Source organism: Sphaerisporangium sp. NPDC049457 (assembly GCF_055586705.1).
The window spans coordinates 115,072-134,021 of record NZ_JBVJHR010000015.1 but is presented as its reverse complement, the minus strand read 5'-3'; the positions used below and the strand labels follow the sequence as shown (position 1 = coordinate 134,021).

Below are 18,950 nucleotides of genomic sequence, written 5' to 3'. Positions count from 1 at the left end.
TCCAGCGAATCCAAGGATCGAAGGATCGAGTGTCCAGAGATCCAAGCATCCAGGGATCACAGGTGGACGGGAAGTCGCGCGAGCCGCCAGGAGGCCGGCATGAGCCGGCGTTCCAGCTTCTCCGGGGCGACGGCCAGGCGCAGGCCGGCGAAGCGCCGCAGCAGCGCGCCGAGGACCACCTCGGCTTCCTGGCGCGCGAGCGCGGCCCCGAGGCAGTAGTGCAGGCCGCTGCCGAACCCCACGTGCGTCTCCTTGCGGCCGTCCGGCGCGCGGGTGATGTCGAGCCGTTCGGGCTCGCGGAACACGCGGGGGTCGTGGTTGGCGCCGACCAGCACGGCCATCAGGGCCTCGCCCTTGCGCACCGGCATGCCGCCGAGCTCCACGTCCTCGGCGGCGTACCGCAGCTGGGTGCCCTGGACGGGCCCGCACCAGCGCATCAGCTCGTGCACCGCGCGGGGCATCAGCGAGGGGTCCTCGCGCAGCAGGGCGAGCTGGTCGGGATGGGTGAGCAGGGCGGCGACGCCGTTCCCGATCAGGTGGGCGGTGGTCTCGTGTCCGGCGAGCACGAGTGTGAGCACGAGGGTGACCATCTCGGTGTCGCTGAGCCGGTCCCCGTCCTCGTCGTGGGTGCGGATGAGCCCGGTCAGCAGGTCACCGCCGGGCGCCGCGCGACGCCGCCGGATCAGCTCGTGGATGTGGTCGACCATCTCGCGCACGGCGGTGGCCGTGTCGTCCGCCTCCAGGGTGCCGAGCGCCTTGCCCCATCGGCGCCACTGCCGGCGGTCCTCCTCCGGGATGCCCACCAGCTCGCAGATGACCGTGATCGGCAGCGGGTAGGCCACGTGCTCGATCAGGTCGACGACGCCGTCCCGCGCGAGGCCGGGCAGCCGGTCGAGAAGCCCCTGGGTGATCTGCTCGACGCGCGGCCGCAGCTCCAGGACCCGGCGCGCGGTGAACGTGCGCGACACCAGCCTGCGCAGCCGCAGGTGGTCCTCACCGTCGGCGTTCAGCACGCTGTCCAGGATGTACCGGGCGTACTCCTCGGGGATGCCGCGCGCTTTTATCGCCCGCTCGCGGACGCTCCCGGCGTCCAGACCGGCGACGCTGGCGGGGTCGTTCACGAAGCGCGGGTCGCCGAGGACGGTCTTGACCTCGTCGTACCGGGTGACCAGCCAGATCCGCGTGCCCTGCCCGAAGATGGTGCCCTGCACCAGGGGCGCCTGCTCGCGCAGCCGGGCGAAGCCCCGGAACGGGTCGCGCATGAGCTCGGCGTCCATGAGGTTCACCACCTCGCCCGTGCCGGACGTGCCCGTCACGGCGGGATCCGCCGTGACCGTGGCGCTGGTGCCGGACGTGCCGGACATGCCAGACGTGCCGGACGTAGTGCCCATGCCGCCTCCTCGGACGTCGGGTGCCGTCGCGCTCGGTGGACTCCTTCTCGTCGACCTCTCCGCGCGTGCGGCCACCCCCCGTGTCGGGACGCCGCGCGGGTCAGAAGGATTACGTAGGTCTATGCGCGCTCGGAGCGCCGTTCAACCCTGCCGCACGACTGCTGTAAGACGGTTGTGCACCGCCCCTGAGCCGGGCGGGCGGCGGACCCGCCTGTGCGCCGGCCTTTCATGAGCCGGGCAGGCGGCGTACCCGCCTGTGGCCCGGGTCGTAGAGCGGCTCGGCCGCGATCTCGGCCGGCACCCAGCGGCCGTTGACCCCCACCTCGACCGTTCCGGCGGCCGTCGGCTCTTCCCCCGCCGGCAGGTAGGCGTAGGCGATCGAGCGGTCGACGCGGTGGCCGTACCCTCCGCTGGTGACCCGTGAGGCGGGGACGCCGCCGACCCGCACCGGTTCGCCGCCGAGGCAGACCTGCCGCGGGTCGGCGAGCACCAGGCAGCGCAGCGAGCGGCGCGGCGCGGCGAGCGCGTCGCGCCCGACGAAGTCCTTGCCCGCGGCGACGGCGAAGCCCAGGCCGGCCTCCAGGGGAGTGGTCTCCGGCGTGATGTCCAGCCCCCAGACGCGGTAGCCCTTCTCCAGCCGCAGGCAGTCCAGCGCGCGGTACCCGGCCGGGCGCATGCCGTGCGGCGCGCCGGCCTCGGCCAGCACGTCCCACAGGGTCAGGCCGTACTCGGAGGGACAGTAGAGCTCCCAGCCGAACTCGCCGGCGAAGGTCACCCGCTGGGCCAGCACCGGCACGTGTCCGACGCTGATCTCGCGCGCCCGCATGTAGCCGAAGGTCAGGTCGTCGTCGCTGAGCTCGCCGAGGATGTCCAGCGCCTTCGGCCCCCACAGGCAGTAGCAGGCGTACGCCGAGGTGACGTCCCGCACGTCCACCCCGTTCCTGCGCAGCCACCCCGCGTCGTGGACGCCGAACGCCGTCCCGGTGACCATGCGGAAGCGGTCGGCGGCCAGCCGGGTGACGGTCACGTCGGCTTCGATGCCCCCGCGCTCGTTCAGCAGCTGGGTGTACACCACCGTCCCGACGGGCCGGTCGAGGTCGTTGGCGCACAGGCGTTGCAACCCGGCCAGCCCGGTGATCTCCAGTTTCGCGAAGGACGTCTGGTCGAACAGGGCGGCGGCGTCGCGGGCGGCCAGGCACTCGGCCCGGATGGCCGGCGACCAGATCCGCCCGGCCCACCCGGCCGGGCGGAACTCCTCGTCCTCGGGGGAGGGCGGCGGGCCGGCGAACCAGTTCACCCGCTCCCAGCCGGCCTTCTCGCCGAACTCGGCCCCCAGCTCGGCGTGGCGCGGATAGGCCGGAGACCGGCGCAGCGGGCGCGCCGCCGTCCGCTCCTCGCCGGGGTAGACCACGTCGTAGTACTTGCTGTAGGAGTCCAGCGCCTTGGCGCGCGCCCAGCGGGAGCCGCGGGCGTGCGCGCCGAACCGGCGGACGTCCATGCCGAAGACGTCGTACTCGGGCGTGCCGTCGACGATCCACTCGGCCATGACCTTGCCGACGCCGCCCGCCGCCGCGAGGCCGTGCACGCAGAACCCGGCCGCGACCCACAGGCCCGCCACCGAGGTCTCGCCGAGCAGGAACTCCCCGTCGGGGGTGAAGGCCTCCGGCCCGTGCACCACCTTGGCGAACGCCGCCGCGTCCTGCCCGCCGGCGACGGGCAGCCCGGGGAGCCTGCGCCGCGCCGACTCCCACGACTCGGCGAACTTGTCCATGTCGGGCTCGAAGAGCGTGCGCGGCTCGGCGAGCGGCGCCGCCGCCTCCCAGACCTGCGGCGTGCGGATGTACCCGCCGACGAGGATGCCGCCGTCCTCCTCGCGGAAGTACACGATGTTGTCCGGGTCGCGCACCGTGGGCGTCGAGGCGGGGACGCCGAACGGCCGGGTGACGACGTACTGGTGCTTGATCGGCACGATCGGGATGTCGGCGCCGGCCGGCCGGCCGAGCCGCCCGGCCGCCGCCCCCGCCGCGTTGACGACGGTCTCGGTGGCGATGACCTGCTCACCGGCCCGGACGCCGCGCAGCCGCCCGTCCCGGACGTCGAAGCCGGTCACCTGGACGCCGGTGACGATGCGCACGCCGAGCTTCTCGGCGCCGGCGGCGAGGGCGCGGGCGAGGCTCGCGGGGTCCAGCCAGCCGTCTCCCGGCAGCCACAGGGCCGCCCGCACGTCGCCGACCTCAAGCAGCGGCAGCATGGCCTGGGCCTCGTGCGCCGAGACCAGATCCATGTCCAGGCCGTAGGTCTCGGCGGCGCCGGCCTGGCGCAGCAGTTCCTCGTGCCGCTCGGCCGTGGTGGCCAGCCGCAGGCCGCCCACGCCGTGCCAGCCGGGGTCGAGCCCGGTCAGCTCGCGCAGTTCGGGGTACAGTCCGGCCGAATACATGATCATGCGGGTCTGGGTGACGGTCGACCTGAGCTGGCCGACGAATCCGGCCGAGTGCCAGGTGGTGCCTTCCGTCAGCTCGTGTTGTTCGAGCAGGATGACATCGGTCCAGCCGAGTCGGGCCAGGTGGTAGGCGACACTGCATCCGGCGACGCCGCCGCCGATGACCACGGCCTGCGCTTCGGCGGGAAGTCTCACCATTGGTACCCCCGTGTAACAACCGGCCCGCAGAATCGGATCAATGGTCTGAAGGTAGACCAAAAGGAGGCCCGCGTGCCAGAGCTCGGCTCGGCACTCGAACTCGTGGCGGCCTGGGCGGGCCGGCCGGTCGTCCCTACCCAGATCAAGGGCGGCCTGAGCCACCACATCGTGCGCGTCGACACCGAGGCCGGTGACCGCTGGCTGCTGAGGGTCCTGGACCCGCGCGTCTCCGCCGCCGGGCTCGGCATCCCGCTCGACCTGGAGATCGTCAACACGGTCCGGGCCGCCGAGGCGGGGGTGGGGGCGAGGGTGCTGCTGCGGCTGCCCGGCGCGGTGCTGCTGGAGTACATCGACGGCGTCACGCTCGACGCCGCGGCGGTGCGCGACCCGAAGATGGCCGAGGGCATCGCCCTGGCCTGCCGCCGCCTGCACGCCGGGCCGCTCTTCGCGACCGACTTCTCGATCTTCCGGAAGCTCGACGAGCTGCTGACGCTGTGCCGCGCCCACGGGCTGCGCGTTCCGGCCGGGTACGAGGACCGGCTGCCCGTGGTCGCCGAGATCGAGGCCGCGCTGGCCGCGCGGCCGGCGCGGGCCGTCCCCTGCCACAACGACCTGCTGCCGGAGAACTTCATCTTCGACGGCTCGGCGGTCCGCATCGTGGACTACCAGCTGTCGGGCAACAACGACCCGGCGTTCGAGCTGGGCGACATCGCCGCCGAGGCCGATTACGACCCCGAGATGGTCGGACGGTTGACGCGGGCCTACTACGGGGACGAAGATCCCGCGGCAAGAGTCCGGCTCTATCTGATCATGTCCAACTTCACCTGGACGCTGTGGTTCAGCGTCCACCACGGCCTGCTCGCCGAGCATGCCGCGGCGGCCGACTTCGACTACGAGGCCGAGGCCGCCGACAAGTTCGCCCAGGCCGCCCGCGATCTCGACGATCCGGGGTTCGGCCGGCTCATCGACGACGTCCGAGGCGGGCGCCGCCCGGTGGGAGGCGCGGCGCCGCCGCCCGCCCCGCGGCCGCCCGCGCCCTCCGCACCGACCCCTTCCGCCTCCTCCGACCGGTCCGCGGGAACCTCCGCCTCCGCGCAGGACCCGCCGGCCGACTGACCCGTCCCGCCCAACCCGGCTCACCCCACCCGAGCCCAGCCTCCCGGCAGCCTTCTAGCAGCCCCCTCGCAGCCCCCTCGCAGCCCCCTCGCAGCACGGCACCCACCTCGCAGTACGGCAACCCCCCGGCACTTCCCGCAGCGGTGACCGCCCGCACGGCCACCGGTCACCGCCCGCACAGCCCCGCACGCACCACGGCGCCACCCGCACCACGCAAGGAGGCCTGAATGGCCCAGCCCATCCTCGACGACGACGCCAAACGCCTGGCCGAGCTCGGATACAAGCAGGAGCTCTCGCGAACCTGGAGCGGATTCTCCAACTTCGCGATCTCCTTCTCGATCATCTCCATCCTGGCCGGATGCTTCACGACGTTCAGCCAGGCCTGGAACAACGGCGGGCCGATCGCCATCTCCGTCGGCTGGCCGCTGATCTCGGCGTTCATCCTCATCATCGGCCTCTGCATGTCCGAGCTGGTCTCGGCCTACCCGACGGCCGGCGGCATCTACTGGTGGGCCGCCAAGCTCGGCAGGCCCGTGCACGGCTGGTTCACCGGCTGGCTCAACCTGATCGGCCTCATCGCGGTCACCGCCTCGGTGGACTACGGCTGCGCGACGTTCCTGAACATCACCATCGGCCGGTTCAGCGAGAGCTGGGCGAACGGCGACCCGCTGCGCCAGACGTTCCTGCTGTTCGCGGTCGTCCTGGTGCTGCACGCGCTCATCAACATCTTCAGCCACCGGCTGATCTCGGTGCTGCAGAACATCTCGGTGTGGTGGCACGTGTTCGGCGCCGCCGCGGTCGTGCTGATCCTGATCTTCGGGCCGTCCGAGCACCAGAGCGTCGGCTTCCTGTTCGAGCAGTTCAACAACTCCGGCTTCGGCTCCGGCGCCTCGGGGTCGACGTTCTGGCTGTACGTGCTGCCGCTCGGCTTCCTGCTCACCCAGTACACGATCACCGGCTTCGACGCCTGCGCCCACGTCTCGGAGGAGACGCACGGCGCCGCCATGTCCGCCGCGAAGGGCCTGTGGAAGTCGATCTTCTACTCGGCCATCGGCGGATGGGTGCTGCTGCTGGCCTTCCTGTTCGCGGCCACCGACGTGGACGCCGTCAACGAGGAGGCCGGCTTCGTCGGCGCGATCTTCACCTCGTCGCTGACGCCGAGCCTGGCCACGGTGATCTTCGGGATCTCGACGATCGGCCAGTTCTTCTGCGGCATGAGCTGCGTGACCTCGATGTCCCGTATGACCTACGCGTTCTCCCGGGACGGCGCCGTGCCCGGATGGCGGCTGTGGTCGCGCGTCGACCGCAACAGGACGCCGGTGAACGCGATCCTCGCCGGCTGCGCCGTCGCGCTGCTGATCACGCTGCCCGCCCTGTACGCCCCTCCCGGGACCACCACCCCGGTGGCCTTCCTGGCCGTGGTCTCGATCGCGGTGATCGGGCTCTATCTGGCCTTCCTCATCCCGATCTGGCTGCGGCTGCGCATGGGCGCCGCGTTCCGGCCGGGGCCGTGGACGCTGGGCGGCAAGTACAGGCTGTTCTGCTGGATCGCGGTGATCGAGATCGCCGTCATCTCGGTGTACTTCATCATGCCGGTCAGCCCCGCGGGCGTGCCGGGCTCGGCCGACTTCACCTGGACGTCGGTCAACTACGCGCCGATCGCCGTCGGCGCCGTGCTGCTCGGCATCGCCCTGTGGTGGGCGTTGTCGGCGCGGCGCTGGTTCACCGGCCCCCGCCGTAACGTCGACGAGCTCCCGGCGGACGAGTCCGTCGGCTGACCTTCGCGCACCCCGGCACGCCGCCCGCGCCTCGTACGGCGAGGCGCGGGCCCGGCGCCGCCGGGCGGCTCAGGAGGCGGACGCCTCGTACGCCTCGGCGACCGCCCGGCGGACGTGCTCGGGGGACGGCGGCTCGGGCAGTTCGCGGGCCAGCGAGGTCATGTCCACCTCGGGCATGCCGCACGGGATGGCGTAGTGCCACGGTTCGAGGTCGCCGTCGACGTTCAGCGCGAAGCCGTGACTGGTGACCCCCTTGCTCGCGCGCATGCCGATCGAGACGATCTTGCGGCCGGTCTCCCGCGTCCAGACGCCGGTGAGCAGCTCGGACCCCGGCGGCGTCTCGCGGCGCTCGGCCGCCAGGCCGAGCTTCTCCAGCGCCTCCACCATGCGCAGCTCCACCTCTCGGACGTAGTCGACGACGCCCTCGTCCCGCCGGAGCTGGACGATGAGGTAGCCGACGAGCTGGCCGGGCCCGTGGTAGGTCAGCTGGCCCCCTCGGCCCGTGAGCACGACCGGGATGCCGTGCGAGGGGTCGGGCAGGTGCTCGGCGGCGGTGCGCTTGGTGGCGGTGAACACCGACGGGTGGCTGAGCAGCCACAGGGTGTCCGGGATCTCGTCGCGCTGCCGCGCCGCGACCATGTCGTTCATGCGGTCCATGGCCTGCTCGTAGTCGACGAGGTCGTCCTGGATCAGCGCCAGCGGCCGCGCACGTACGCTTCGTTCGCTCACGCATCCGAGCATACGTCCTATGAAAGGACGACATTCGCGCCCGCCCCGACCCTGCATTCCGCCACCGGGACGCCATCGTCCCAGCGTGAGCCGCACGTCACGGTGACCGCGGTCAGCTCGTGGCGCCGGCGTCGTCGGCGGGCATGCCGGGGACCGGGGCGCCGGAAGGCATGCCGGAGGCGACGTACGCCTCGTACAACGGCTGCCACGACAGGGTGGTGGCGCTGTGCGGTCCGTCGGCGCGGCCGCCCGCCAGGTGCTTGTCCAGCTCGGCCAGGCAGACGCTCCAGCCGGCCGCGTTCCGCGCGGCCGTGTCGTCCTGCTCAAGGACGTTGACGAGCGTGAGCCGGCAGCCGTGGTCGCCGGCCGGTTCGAGCTCGAAGCGCAGTTCGTCGCCGCCCCAGGTGAACGCCAGGCGGCGCGGCGGCTCGAACGCCACGACGGTGCCCGTCATCGGTTCCATGTTCGGGTCGCCGGAGAAGGTGATCTTCCCGCCGGCGTGCGGTTCGAGCTCGACCGCCGACGGGAACCAGTGCGCCAGCCCCTCCGGCGTGGCGACGGCCTCCCAGACGCGTTCCACCGGATGGTCGTAGACGCGCTCGAAGCGGACGGCCGGGCGGCCCTGGTGCTCGATGTAGGTTCCGAGGTCCATCAGCTCTCCTTCGTGGTGTCGAGATCCGTCCGGCCTGTGGTGTCGAGATGGCGCTCCAGCGCGTCGAGGCGTTCGTTCCACAGCCGCTTGTAGGGGGCGAGCCACGCGTCCAGCTCGGCCAGCGGCGCGGGGTCGATGGTGTACACCCGGCGCTGGGCGTCGCGTTCGACCCGCACGAAGCCCGCGTCGCGCAGCACGCGCAGGTGCTTGGACGTGGTGGGCTGCGACAGGCGCAGCGCGCCGACCAGCTCGCCCACGGTGCGGGGACGTTCGCGTAGCAGATCGAGCATCGCCCGGCGATGCGGATCCGCCAGTACAGACCAGACGGCATCGGTCACCCGGCCACTATGCCGTACGCCTTATATGCCACGCAAGGCATATAAGGGGAAGGGGGTGAGGCGGCGAGGAGGATTCCCGGCATGGCCGGGCGGGGCCACGCCGAAACTTTGACGATGCAACTTTCACGCTGCACGGCGCCGGTCCGGGCCCCGGCCATGGCCGACACGCCGGACGCCCGGCCGGGGGTTGACCGTCCCGCAGGTGGGCGGCTTGATTCAGGAGCGAACCGGCCAGGGGTGCGCGGTCGAGCAGGCCGCGGGCGGGCGCGGCGGAACGCACGGCCGTGGCGCATCTCGTCCGGCCGTCTCACCGGGTGGCGCCGGCACGCCGGGGTGCCCGACCGGGTCCGGTGATGTGCCGGAGCCGTCAATGATCGTCCGACAAGGGGGTACTCGATGTCCGTACGCCGAGGCGCGCGTCTGGTCTCGCTCGCCGTCGTCGCGGGAGCCGCGGTGCTGTCGCTCGCGCCACAGGCCGCGCAGGCCGCCGCCGAGGACTGCAAGCCCGGGTCCATCTGCGCGTACAGCGGCTACAACTACTCCGGCAAGATGATCTACCTGCCGCCGGGCGGCGGGTGCGTGGACACCCCGTTCCCGCTGGCCTCGATCAAGAACACCTTCGGCTCGCCCGGCATCCCCGCGGTGGCGGCCGTGTTCTCCGCCACCGGGTGCGTGGGGAAGATCATCGGCGGCGTCGGCCCGCAGGGCGGGATGCCGGTGGTGTGGCCGAACGGGCTCAGCGTCGGCCTGGCCTGGTAGCGGCGGCGCACGGCCGGCGCCGGTGTCAGAAGGTGAGCGGGGGCAGCTCCGAGCGGGTCGGCAGGCCCTGCCAGGGGCTGTGGCTGGCGATGGTGAAGGCGGCGAGGGCGGAGCCGCGGCGCAGCCGATCGGTGGGATGGAGCTCCTCCAGCATGCCGCTGAGGTAGCCGGCGGCGAACGCGCCTCCCGCGCCGACGGGGTCGACGACGGTCACCGGCGCGGCCTGGGCGTCGTAGCGCATGCCGTTGATGGTGGCGCTCGCGCCCTTGCCGCCCCGGGTGACCACCAGCTCGCGGACCGTTCCAATGGCCGGTTCGATGAGCTGCAGCTCGTCCTGGTTCGCGAACAGCACGTCGGCGCCCGCCGCCAGCTCGCTGAGCGCCTCGACGGCCTCCTGGCGGTCGACCCAGAGCTGCGGCCGGTGGTTGACGTCGACCGACACGGCGACGCCGGCCTCCCTGGCGAGCTTGATCGCGTGGTGGGCGGCGCTCCAGGCGGTGCCGCTCAGGGCCGGGGTGATGCCGGTGACGTGGAGCACCTTGGCCGACTGCAGAGCGCGCGCCGGGATGTCGCCGGGGCCGAGCCGCGAGCCGGCCGAACCGCCCCGGTAGTGAACGACATGCCCGACCCGGCCGATGCGCCGCTGCCTGATGGCCAGGCCGGTGGGCGCGACGGGGTCGGTCTGCGCGTGCGAGACGTCCACCCCCTCGCCCCGCAGCACGGTGAGGACGCGGGCGCCGAGCTCGTCGGCGCCGACCCGGCCGAGCCAGGTGACGGAGTGGCCCAGGCGGGCCAGGCCCACGGCGGCGGTGAACTCGGCGCCCGCGACGTCGAGCCGCACGTCGGTGTCGTGCCGGAGGCGATCGGCGGAGACGATGCCCAGCGCCTCGCCGAGAGTGAATATCTCGGTCATGTCAGGATCTTTCATGCCACGCGACATGCCCATCTGCCGCTGATTGCGGAAAGCATGGCAGACGCCGATATCCCCCACAACGAGATGACGGGTTTCGGCTCGCCTCGTTCCCGCGCCGCGCGCCGGGCGCCGGTGGCGCGGCCGCCGCGCGGGCCGCGCCACCGGACCGGGTCAGTGCCCGCCGAAGGCGTCGACCGCGGCCTGGCAGAAGGCCTTGAGGTCGTCGGGCCTGCGGCTGGTGATGAGCTTGTTCGGCCCGTTGGCGCAGACCATGACCTCCTGGTCGACCCAGGACGCGCCCGCGTTCTCCAGATCGGTCTTCAGGCTCGGCCAGGACGTCGTCGCGCGGTCGCCGACCACGCCCGCCTCGATCAGCGTCCACGGCGCGTGGCAGATCGCCGCGACCGGCTTGCCGGCGTCGAAGAAGCCGCGGGCGAACCGGACGGCGTTCTCCTGCGTCCGCAGATAGTCGGGGTTGGCGACGCCGCCGGGCAGCACCAGGCCGTCGAAGTCGTCGACGCTCACCTCATCGACGGTCGCGTCGATGTCGAAGGTGTCGGCCTTGTCCAGGTGATTGAACGCCTGGGCCTGGCCGCGCTGCGTGGAGACCAGGCGCGGGGTGCCCCCGGCCTGTTCCACGGCCTTCCACGGTTCGGTCAGCTCGATCTGCTCGATGCCCTCGGGAGCCACGAGAAAAGCGATCGTCTTGCCCTGGAGCATGTTGCCTCCTCTGAGCTGCGTTTACTTCCTTTCTCGCTATCCCGTGCCCGACAAACGGCCACATATACCCGCAAATGCTGCGGAGTGGTCTCACATCTCCTTGCGGAGCGCGTCAAGGAACCGGCGGGACTCGGCGACGTTCGCGGCCTCCACGCAAAGGCGGTCCATGACCTTCATGTACGGGTCGGTCTCTTCGCGCTTGTCCAGGTAGAGGGCGCTGGTGAGCTGCTCCATGTACACCACGTCGGGCAGGTCGCACTCGGTGAAGCGCAGGATCGTGAACGGGCCGCCGGCAGCCGCGTGGCCGCCCTGCCCGAACGGCACGACCTGCACCGTGATGGTCGGCGACTCGGTGAGCTCCAGCAGGCGGTCGACCTGGGCGCGCATGACGTTCCGCCCGCCGAGGGGACGCCGCAGGGCGGCCTCGTCCACCAGGGCCCACAGCCGCGGGCCGTCGGGGGAGATCACCTGGCGCTGGCGGGCCATGCGCAGGGCCACCCGCCGGTCGATCTCCTCCGCGGAGGCGTCCGAGTGGCCGAGCATGATGACCGCACGGGCGTAGTCCTCGGTCTGGGTGAGGCCGGGGACGAACTGGATCTCGTAGGTGCGGATGACCGAGGCGGCCTCTTCCAGGCCGACGTAGAGCTCGAACCACGTCGGCAGCAGGTCGCTGTACTTCTGCCACCAGCCCGGGGCGTTGGCCTGCTGGGCGAGCTTGAGGAACGTGGCACGCTCGTCGGGATCGGTCACGCCGTAGAGGGTGAGCAGGTCGGTGATGTCACGCGTCTTGAAGCCGACCCGGCCGAGCTCCAGACGGCTGATCTTGGCGTGCGAGGCGCGGATGGCATCGCCCGCCGCCTCGCGGGTGATGCTGCGCGCGATGCGCAATCGGCGCAGGTTGGCCCCGAGCAGGATGCGCAGTGCGGTGGGGCCGCCCCGCGAATAGGCGAGGATATGTCCGTCAGGTACTTCGTCGTCTTGTCCGAGGGCCGTGATCATGGCAGCTCCTGGAGCCACGGATGAATGAGCAGCCGACAGTGTCTCATCCTCGGGCGGTGCTCGTACACCACGCGGGGACGCCGACGGTTGTTGAAGCTTCATTTATCTAGAAAATGCCCCAAATAGCTTTATGTCCGATTTCTCTGGGAAAAAGTGCGATTTGCACGTGCATCCGTACTTGCATCGGAACGAACCGTGAAGAAAGATTGACTGGCCCACGTCATGTCCGGGCCGCGTGATCGGCCCCAACATAGTGAGGACCTTGATGACCGCACACCAGGCACGCCGCCAGTCCGTCATACGGGGTGAGGCTCCCTGGTGGCTGCTGCCCGCGATGGAGGGCGACTCGTGGGAACCCGTCGCCGCCGAACTGTGCGCGCTCGGCCGCACGGGTGCCACCATCAAGATGGCCAGAGACTTCACCGTGGCGACGCTGAACAACTGGGGGCTGCAGGAGCTGGCCTATGACACGCGGCTGGTGGTCTCCGAGCTCGTGACCAACGCCATGCGGCACGCCGGTGAACCCACCCGGCTGCGCCTGCTGCACCGGGCCTCCCACCTGGTGTGCGCCGTGTCCGACCCGCACGACCGGCCGCCCGTCATCGCCCCCGCCGACTACTTCGCCGAGAGCGGCCGCGGGCTGCACCTGATTGAAAGTTTGAGCTGCTCGTGGGGCTGGAGGGTGACCGAAGGCCACGGCAAGCTGGTGTGGGCGGCCTTCAAGGCCCCGGCCGTCGCCTCCTCCTTCGCCTACGACCAGATCCACACCTACCACCCCAACCGCGCCTCCGCCTGAGCCGCCCCGCGCGTCCACCAGGTTCGACCGGCACCTCCGCCCAGAGCGGTCGCCCATCCGTCTGAGCCGCCCCGCGCGTCCCTCAGAACCGACCCGCGCCTCTGCCCGAAGCTCTCTGCCCATCCGCCAGAAGCGTCCCGCGTCCGTCAGGCTCACGTCTGCGCATCCCGCCTGTCCGGCTGAGCCGCTTCTGCACCCGGCGCATGCACCCGACGTTTGCACCTGCGGCCGACTCCTGCGCCTGCACCCGCAGTTGCACCTGCGATCGGCTCCTGCGTCTGCACCCGCGCATGCACGTGCGCGGTCTTTCCCGCGCCGCTCCAGCCCTTTCGTGGCGGGCTTACTCCCGGCGCTCCGGTGGGTCCGGTGGGGTGGCCTCGCGGTGTTGCTCGAGGATGAGCCGGGTCAGCTCCACGCGGGACCTGATGTCCAGCTTGCGGAAGATCTGGCGGAGGTGGAAGGCCACCGTGTGGACGCTGATGAACATCTGCTCGGCGACCCGCCGGTTCGTCCATCCCTGGGCGACCAGCAGTGACACCGTGCGTTCTGTGTCGGTCAGGCTGGCCCAGCCGGTGACGGGCCGTTCGGTCGTGGCCCAGTGCCGGTGCCGCACGCCCACCCTGCGCAGCCGGCGCCGCAGCCGGGCCGCGTCCCGGGCCGATCCGCTCTCCTCGTAACCGGCCAGCGCCTGGTCCAGGCTCCGCACGCACCCCTGCCGGTCGCCGGCGGCCGCGAGTGCCACCCCGAGGTCCTCGGCGGCCGAGGCGCGGGCCCAGGGATCGGCGGCCTCCTTGGCGGCCAGACCCAGCGCTTCCGGGTCGCCTTCCAGCAGGCCGCGGGCGTGCGTGGCGGCGGTGCGCACGGCGGGGAACCCGGGGGCGTCGTCCGCCAGGGCCTCGGCCGCGGCGACGGCGAGCCGGGCGCCGGAGCGGTCGCCCGCCGCGAGGGCGACCCGGACCAGCCACGGCGACGCCGCCGGTTCGGCCGCGAGCACGCGGACGCGGTGCGGTTCCTCCGCTGACATCGGGGAGCGGTGCGGTTCCTCTGCTGGGATCGGAGGTGCGCGCCCCTGGTCGTGCGGCGGGGCGAGCCGCTCCATCGCGGCGGCCGGGCCGTCCCGCGCCTCGGCGACCTGGGCCGCCGTGATCGCGCACCATCCGGCGAAGGACCCGGACCTGCAGGACGTGCAGGACCGGGGAGCGCGGCAGGCGTCGGCGTCGCGCTCCGCCGCGCGCAGGTCTCCCTGGCGCAGCGCGACGGTGGCGAGCACGGAGTCGGCGGCCGGGCCGAACAGGCGAGCGCCCGTGGTCTCGCTGAGCCGCGCTCCCCGCCGCGCCTGCGCCGCGGCCTCGTCCAGGTGCCCGGCGACCAGTTCGGCGCGCGCGGTCAGCACCGCCGGGCCGGACGCCCACGCGGCGTGGCCGAGCGCCTCGGTCTCCTCGGCGGCCGCCGCGAGCGCGGCGCGGGCCTCGTCCAGCCGGCGGACGCTGATCAGCATCGAGGCGAGCAGCAGGCGCGGGTAGATGCGCCCCGCCGGCGTGGTCGCGGCCTCCGCCCGCCGGACGGCCTCCTCGGCCGCCCGCAGCCCGGTCGCGAGCCGTCCGGACTCCCATTGGGCCGCCGCCAGCACGGCCGTGGCTCCCGCCACGACGTCGTCCCCGTGCCGGTCGGCGTCCGCCAGCACCCTTTCGGCCTCACGCTCGGCTCTCTGGCCGCCGGGCAGGCAGGCGAGGCCGTAGAGCAGGCCGAGCGTCGCGCGGTCGCGCTGGTGGGCGGGCAGCGCGACCTCGGCGAGCGCCGCCTCGGCCTCCGCCACCGCCTCGGCGGGGCGTCCGGCGAGGAACAGGATGCCGCACAGCGCACAGCGCAACGCCCCGGCGGCGGAGGCCGGCCCGCGCGGCGACCGCGCCGACCGCGCCGACCGCGCCGACCACGCCGAGCGCGCCAGCCGTTCGGCCTCGGCGAGCCGCCCGGCCTCCGTGGTCGCCTCGACGGCGGTGAGCAGGCGGGCGAGCCTGCACGGGTCAAACGGGTCGCTCAGCTCGACGACCTGGACGGCGAGGTCGGCGGCGGCGTCCGGCGAGGTGGCCAGGACGTCGGTGACCGCGTGGTCCAGGTCGGCGAGGGCACGAGCGTCACCCGGCCTGGCGCCCTCGATCAGGTGCCCGGCGGCCCGCACCGCGGAACCGCCCCGGTCGAGCAGGACGCGGCCGATCTGGTGGTGCAGCGCGTGCCGCATCGGCGCGGGCAGGTCGGCGACGACGGCCCGCCAGACCAGCTCGTGCCGGAACTCCATCGCGTCGTCGTCGGCGAGCAGCAGCCCGGCCTCCAGCGCCTCCTCCACGGCGGGGAGCAGCGCCGCGGGAGTCGTCCCGACCAGCTCTCCGGCGTCCTCGGGGCAGAAACGCCGGCCGAGAACCGCGGCCACCTCGACGAGCTGCCGGGTCTCGCGGCTGAGCGCGGCGAGACGCGACCGCACGACGGCGCGCACCCGCTCGGGCGGCGCGGGCGACTCCGGGGACGGGGGCCGCCTCTCGTGGCGTCCACCGCCCTCCGGGCCCGCGCCGGCCGAACCGTGCGGCGCCGGCGGCAGCAGCCGGGCCCGGCCGCCACGGATCTCGACGGCGTTCTCCTCGCGGAGCCCGCTCAGCAGCTCCACCAGCAGGAACGGGTTGCCGCCCGCGCCGGCGGCCATCGCCAGCAGATCGGTGTCGGGCACCGCGCCCAGCACGTCGGCGGCCACCGCGGCGACCACGTCGTCCGCCAGCGGGCGCAGCCCCATGCGGGTCGCCCCGTGGTTCTCAAGGACGCGGAACAGCCGCGCGGCGCCCTCCTCGGCCCGCGCCGCCGGCCAACTGCGCCCGGCCGTCGTGACCGACCGGGACAGCAGCCACACGACCCTGCGGGATCCGAGATCGCGGTGCAGGGCGCGCAGCGCGGCCAGCGTGGCGGCGTCGGCCCGCTGGAGGTCGTCCAGGCCCACCAGCACCGGACGGCCCGCCGCGCCGCGGGTCAGCCGCATGCGCAGGTGGTCCAGCACGCGCGTCCCCGGCCACTCGGCCCAGGGCCGCTCGGCGGCGCCGGTGGCGAGCGCGAAACCCCGCCGGGACGCCTGCCCCGCCGCCTCGGCGATCAGCAGGGTCTTGCCCGTGCCCGGCTCCCCCTCGATGAGCAGGGTTCCGCCGCCGCCCTGCTCGGCCGCGCTCAGCAGCCGGCCGACGATGTGCCACTCGGGCTCGCGTCCACGCATTTCTCCCCCGCGGCAGGGTCTGCGTTCTCCAGGCGTGATCTGCCGGGCAGGAGCCGCCGCGGCCGCGCCGCCCAACGCCCCTGTGGCGGGTGGCACCCGGCCTCACCTGCTCTTTCAACAGTACACAGCGGTCTGGGCGGCCAACGACTACCCGTATTGAGGATGTGGGCCCGCCTCCCGCTGACCAGTGTCGAAGGTGTGGGCGTGCACGCTGCGCGCCGTCGCCGTCAGCGTGCACGCCGCCAGGTCCGGACTCCTCTCGGAGGTAGCGATGGCCAAGGCAGTCGGCATCGATCTCGGCACGACGAACTCCGTGATCGCCACGACGGAGGACGGGCAGCCGGTGGTCATTCCCAACGCCGAGGGGCAGCGGACGACGCCGTCGGTGGTCGCCTTCACCGACACCGGTGAACGGCTCGTCGGGCAGCTCGCGCGGCGGCAGGCCATCCTCAACCCCAAGGGCACCATCTACTCCGTCAAGCGCTTCATCGGGCGCCGGTACGACGAGGTGCAGAGCGAGATCAACGCCGTGTCGTTCGACGTCGTGCCGGGACCGGACGACGCGGTGCGCTTCACGGTCAAGGGCAAGCTGTACGCGCCGGAGGAGATCTCCGCGCTGGTGCTGCGCAAGCTGGTCGCCGACGCCGCCAAGTTCCTCGGCGAGAAGATCACCGAGGCGGTGATCACGGTGCCCGCGTACTTCAACGACGCGCAGCGGCACGCCACCAGGGACGCCGGGAAGATCGCCGGCCTTGAGGTCATGCGGATCATCAACGAGCCGACCGCGGCCGCCCTCGCCTACGGGCTGGACAAGAAGGGCAGCGAGACCGTCATGGTGTTCGACCTGGGCGGCGGCACCTTCGACGTGAGCGTCCTGGACATCGGCGAGGGCGTCATCGAGGTGCGCTCCACCTCCGGCGACACCCACCTGGGCGGCGACGACTTCGACCGCCGGGTGGTGGACCACCTGGCCGACGAGTTCCAGAACCAGACCGGCATCGACCTGCGGCGCGACCCGCAGGCCCTCCAGCGGCTGTTCGAGGCCGCGGAGAAGGCCAAGGTGGAGCTGTCGTCGGTGACCCAGACCACCGTCAGCCTGCCGTTCATCACCGCCGACGCCAACGGTCCGAAGCACCTGAACACCACCCTGATGCGCTCCACGTTCGACGAGATCACCAGGGACCTCGTCGAGCGGACCATGGGCCCGGTCGAGCGGGCCATGGAGGACGCCAAGCTGTCCGCGGACGACCTGGACGAGGTCATCCTGGTCGGCGGCTCGACGCGCATCCCGGCCGTGCAGAACCTCGTTCGCCGCCTCACCGGCGGCAAGGAACCCAACATGACGGTCAACCCCGACGAGGTGGTGGCCGACGGCGCGGCGGTCCAGGCCGGCGTGCTCAAGGGCGAGGTCAAAGACGTGCTGCTGCTCGACGTCACCCCGCTCTCGCTGGGGATCGAGACGCTCGGCGGCGTGATGACCAAGGTCCTGGAGCGGAACACGACCATCCCCGCCCGCCGGACGGAGACCTTCAGCACCGCGGAGGACGACCAGAGCGCCGTGGACGTGTTGATCCTGCAAGGGGAGCGCGAGCGCGCGGCGGACAACCGGGCCCTCGGCCGGTTCCGGCTGGAGAACATCCGCCCGGCGCCGCGCGGAGTGCCGCAGATCGAGGTGACCTTCGATGTGGACGCCAACGGCATCCTGAACGTCACCGCCAAGGACAAGGACACCCACGCCGAGCAGCACATCACGATCAGCGAGAGCTCCAACCTCGACAAGAGCGAGATCGAGCGGATGGTCCAGGACGCCGAGCGGCACCGCGGCGAGGACGCGAGGATCCGGCAGGCGATCGACGCGAGGAACGAGCTGGACTCGGTCGCCTACCAGGTCGAACGCCGGCTCGCCGAGCTGGGCGAGGCGGTCCCCGTGCACGAGAAGGCGCGGGCCGAGCAGCTCGTCGCCGACGCGCGGCAGGCCATCAAGGAGGAGGCGCCGATCGAGCGGCTGCGCGATCTGGGCTCGGAGCTGCAGCAGGTCTACCACGGCCTCGCCGCCGCGTCCGCCCCGGGAGGACAGGGGCGGCCCGCGGGCGCGGCCTCGCAGAGCGGGTCCAAGGGAGGAGACGACGACGTCATCGACGCCGAGTTCACGACGTCGGACTGAGCTCGCGGCGCCGGACCGGGTTCACGGCGCCGGGCCGAGTTCGCGGCGCCGGACCGGCTTTACGGGTCGGACCCGGTTCACGGGGTCGGATCTAGTTCGGGACGTCGGATCGAGGAAGGCATATGACCGGAGAACGCGGCGAGCCGCCGCAGGGCACAGGGCGTCCGCCGCCCGCCGAGCCGTTCGACGAAGCGCTCGTCGAGTCCTCCGTCGAGGACGTCGAGGACGTCGAGGCCGCCGAGGACATGGAAGCCAAGCTCGCCGAGCTGGAGGACCGCTGGCTGAGGTCCGTCGCCGATCTGGACAATCTACGCAAGCGCGCGGCCAGGGAGACCGAGCGCGTCCGCGTCGAAGAGCGGGTGCGAACCGTGCGTGAGTTGCTGCCCATCGTGGACAACCTGGACCTGGCCCTGCGGCACGCCGACGCCGAGGCGGGCGCGGTCGTCGAAGGAGTGCGCGCGGTGCGCGACCAGGCCGTGGCCACGCTGGCCCGGCTGGGGTTCCCGCGCCACGAGGAGCTCGGCGTGCCGTTCGACCCGGTCCACCACGAGGCCGTCGGCACGGTGGCCGACCCCGGGATGCCCGCGGGGACGGTCGCGGGCGTCGTGCGGCCCGGATACGGCGACGGGGAGCGTCAGCTCCGTCCCGCCGCGGTGATCGTCTCCATGGCGCCGGATCGGCCCGAGCCGGCCGAGCCGGCCGGGTGA

General features: G+C 72.6%; 15 protein-coding genes. 6 read left to right on the top strand and 9 right to left on the bottom strand.

Translation table 11 applies throughout. The annotated features are described in order from the left end of the window. Positions 1-56: 56 nt before the first annotated feature. Together ACZ6QO_RS23670 and ACZ6QO_RS23665 are read right to left on the bottom strand one after the other, a co-directional pair. Positions 57-1,391 carry a cytochrome P450 family protein gene (locus tag ACZ6QO_RS23670; protein WP_465853765.1) on the bottom strand — a complete coding sequence of 445 codons (1,335 nt, stop codon included), beginning with the start codon at positions 1,389-1,391 and terminating at the stop codon, positions 57-59. 226 nt (positions 1,392-1,617) lie between these two features. Then, positions 1,618-4,029 (bottom strand): GcvT family protein, encoded by a 2,412-nt coding sequence (locus tag ACZ6QO_RS23665; protein ID WP_465853764.1) that lies wholly within the window; start codon positions 4,027-4,029, stop codon positions 1,618-1,620. Between the two features lie 72 nt (positions 4,030-4,101). On the opposite strand from ACZ6QO_RS23665, the gene ACZ6QO_RS23660 reads away from it, so the two are divergent. After that, the gene (locus tag ACZ6QO_RS23660) at positions 4,102-5,145 is read left to right on the top strand and encodes a phosphotransferase (RefSeq protein WP_465853763.1); all 1,044 of its coding nucleotides are present in this window, start codon (positions 4,102-4,104) and stop codon (positions 5,143-5,145) included. A gap of 227 nt (positions 5,146-5,372) precedes the next feature. Continuing rightward, positions 5,373-6,923, top strand: coding sequence for an amino acid permease (locus ACZ6QO_RS23655; RefSeq protein WP_465853762.1), 1,551 nt, complete (start codon positions 5,373-5,375; stop codon positions 6,921-6,923). Positions 6,924-6,992: 69 nt separating this feature from the next. Here ACZ6QO_RS23655 and lipB read toward each other — a convergent pair whose 3' ends face one another. The 3 genes from lipB to ACZ6QO_RS23640 form a co-directional block, all read right to left on the bottom strand. Continuing rightward, positions 6,993-7,652, bottom strand: coding sequence for a lipoyl(octanoyl) transferase LipB (lipB, locus tag ACZ6QO_RS23650; protein ID WP_465853761.1), 660 nt, complete (start codon positions 7,650-7,652; stop codon positions 6,993-6,995). 112 nt (positions 7,653-7,764) lie between these two features. Then, entirely contained in the window at positions 7,765-8,304 is a 540-nt protein-coding gene (locus ACZ6QO_RS23645) for an SRPBCC family protein (RefSeq protein WP_465853760.1), read from the bottom strand. Beyond that, the gene (locus ACZ6QO_RS23640) at positions 8,304-8,642 is read right to left on the bottom strand and encodes an ArsR/SmtB family transcription factor (RefSeq protein ID WP_465853759.1); all 339 of its coding nucleotides are present in this window, start codon (positions 8,640-8,642) and stop codon (positions 8,304-8,306) included. Before ACZ6QO_RS23640 ends, ACZ6QO_RS23645 begins: the two co-directional genes overlap by 1 nt. 396 nt (positions 8,643-9,038) lie before the next feature. Between ACZ6QO_RS23640 and ACZ6QO_RS23635 the strand changes: the two genes are divergently transcribed. Next, positions 9,039-9,401, top strand: coding sequence for a peptidase inhibitor family I36 protein (locus ACZ6QO_RS23635; protein WP_465853758.1), 363 nt, complete (start codon positions 9,039-9,041; stop codon positions 9,399-9,401). Between the two features lie 25 nt (positions 9,402-9,426). Here ACZ6QO_RS23635 and ACZ6QO_RS23630 read toward each other — a convergent pair whose 3' ends face one another. The 3 genes from ACZ6QO_RS23630 to ACZ6QO_RS23620 form a co-directional block, all read right to left on the bottom strand. Further along, entirely contained in the window at positions 9,427-10,314 is an 888-nt protein-coding gene (locus ACZ6QO_RS23630; RefSeq protein ID WP_465853757.1) for a sugar kinase, read from the bottom strand. Positions 10,315-10,485: 171 nt separating this feature from the next. Further along, positions 10,486-11,034 (bottom strand): type 1 glutamine amidotransferase domain-containing protein, encoded by a 549-nt coding sequence (locus tag ACZ6QO_RS23625; protein ID WP_465853756.1) that lies wholly within the window; start codon positions 11,032-11,034, stop codon positions 10,486-10,488. Positions 11,035-11,124: 90 nt separating this feature from the next. Further along, a complete protein-coding gene (locus tag ACZ6QO_RS23620) occupies positions 11,125-12,033 on the bottom strand; it encodes a helix-turn-helix domain-containing protein (protein WP_465853755.1) in 909 nt (302 codons plus the stop codon). A 265-nt stretch (positions 12,034-12,298) separates the two neighbouring features. Between ACZ6QO_RS23620 and ACZ6QO_RS23615 the strand changes: the two genes are divergently transcribed. Further along, entirely contained in the window at positions 12,299-12,829 is a 531-nt protein-coding gene (locus ACZ6QO_RS23615) for an ATP-binding protein (RefSeq protein ID WP_465853754.1), read from the top strand. A 340-nt stretch (positions 12,830-13,169) separates the two neighbouring features. On the opposite strand, the gene ACZ6QO_RS23610 is transcribed toward ACZ6QO_RS23615, so the two are convergent. Then, on the bottom strand, positions 13,170-16,079 hold the full coding sequence (locus tag ACZ6QO_RS23610) for a helix-turn-helix transcriptional regulator (RefSeq protein ID WP_465853753.1): 2,910 nt from the start codon (positions 16,077-16,079) through the stop codon (positions 13,170-13,172). 271 nt (positions 16,080-16,350) lie between these two features. Here ACZ6QO_RS23610 and dnaK point away from each other — a divergent pair, with 271 nt between their 5' ends. Both dnaK and ACZ6QO_RS23600 read left to right on the top strand, forming a co-directional pair. Beyond that, positions 16,351-18,243: a molecular chaperone DnaK gene (gene dnaK / locus ACZ6QO_RS23605; protein ID WP_465853752.1), complete on the top strand. Its 1,893-nt coding sequence runs from the start codon at positions 16,351-16,353 to the stop codon at positions 18,241-18,243. A gap of 122 nt (positions 18,244-18,365) precedes the next feature. Further along, complete coding sequence (locus ACZ6QO_RS23600) at positions 18,366-18,950, top strand: nucleotide exchange factor GrpE (protein WP_465853751.1); 585 nt, start codon at positions 18,366-18,368, stop codon at positions 18,948-18,950.

Bases quoted from the DNA above. Each gene is read 5' to 3' on its own strand.
- ACZ6QO_RS23670 (WP_465853765.1), bottom strand. From the start codon at position 1,391: ATGGGCACTACGTCCGGCACGTCTGGCATGTCCGGCACGTCCGGCACC.
- ACZ6QO_RS23665 (WP_465853764.1), bottom strand. From the start codon at position 4,029: ATGGTGAGACTTCCCGCCGAAGCGCAGGCCGTGGTCATCGGCGGCGGC.
- ACZ6QO_RS23655 (WP_465853762.1), top strand. From the start codon at position 5,373: ATGGCCCAGCCCATCCTCGACGACGACGCCAAACGCCTGGCCGAGCTC.
- ACZ6QO_RS23645 (WP_465853760.1), bottom strand. From the start codon at position 8,304: ATGGACCTCGGAACCTACATCGAGCACCAGGGCCGCCCGGCCGTCCGC.
- ACZ6QO_RS23635 (WP_465853758.1), top strand. From the start codon at position 9,039: ATGTCCGTACGCCGAGGCGCGCGTCTGGTCTCGCTCGCCGTCGTCGCG.
- ACZ6QO_RS23630 (WP_465853757.1), bottom strand. From the start codon at position 10,314: ATGACCGAGATATTCACTCTCGGCGAGGCGCTGGGCATCGTCTCCGCC.
- ACZ6QO_RS23625 (WP_465853756.1), bottom strand. From the start codon at position 11,034: ATGCTCCAGGGCAAGACGATCGCTTTTCTCGTGGCTCCCGAGGGCATC.
- ACZ6QO_RS23620 (WP_465853755.1), bottom strand. From the start codon at position 12,033: ATGATCACGGCCCTCGGACAAGACGACGAAGTACCTGACGGACATATC.
- ACZ6QO_RS23615 (WP_465853754.1), top strand. From the start codon at position 12,299: ATGACCGCACACCAGGCACGCCGCCAGTCCGTCATACGGGGTGAGGCT.
- ACZ6QO_RS23610 (WP_465853753.1), bottom strand. From the start codon at position 16,079: ATGCGTGGACGCGAGCCCGAGTGGCACATCGTCGGCCGGCTGCTGAGC.
- dnaK (WP_465853752.1), top strand. From the start codon at position 16,351: ATGGCCAAGGCAGTCGGCATCGATCTCGGCACGACGAACTCCGTGATC.
- ACZ6QO_RS23600 (WP_465853751.1), top strand. From the start codon at position 18,366: ATGACCGGAGAACGCGGCGAGCCGCCGCAGGGCACAGGGCGTCCGCCG.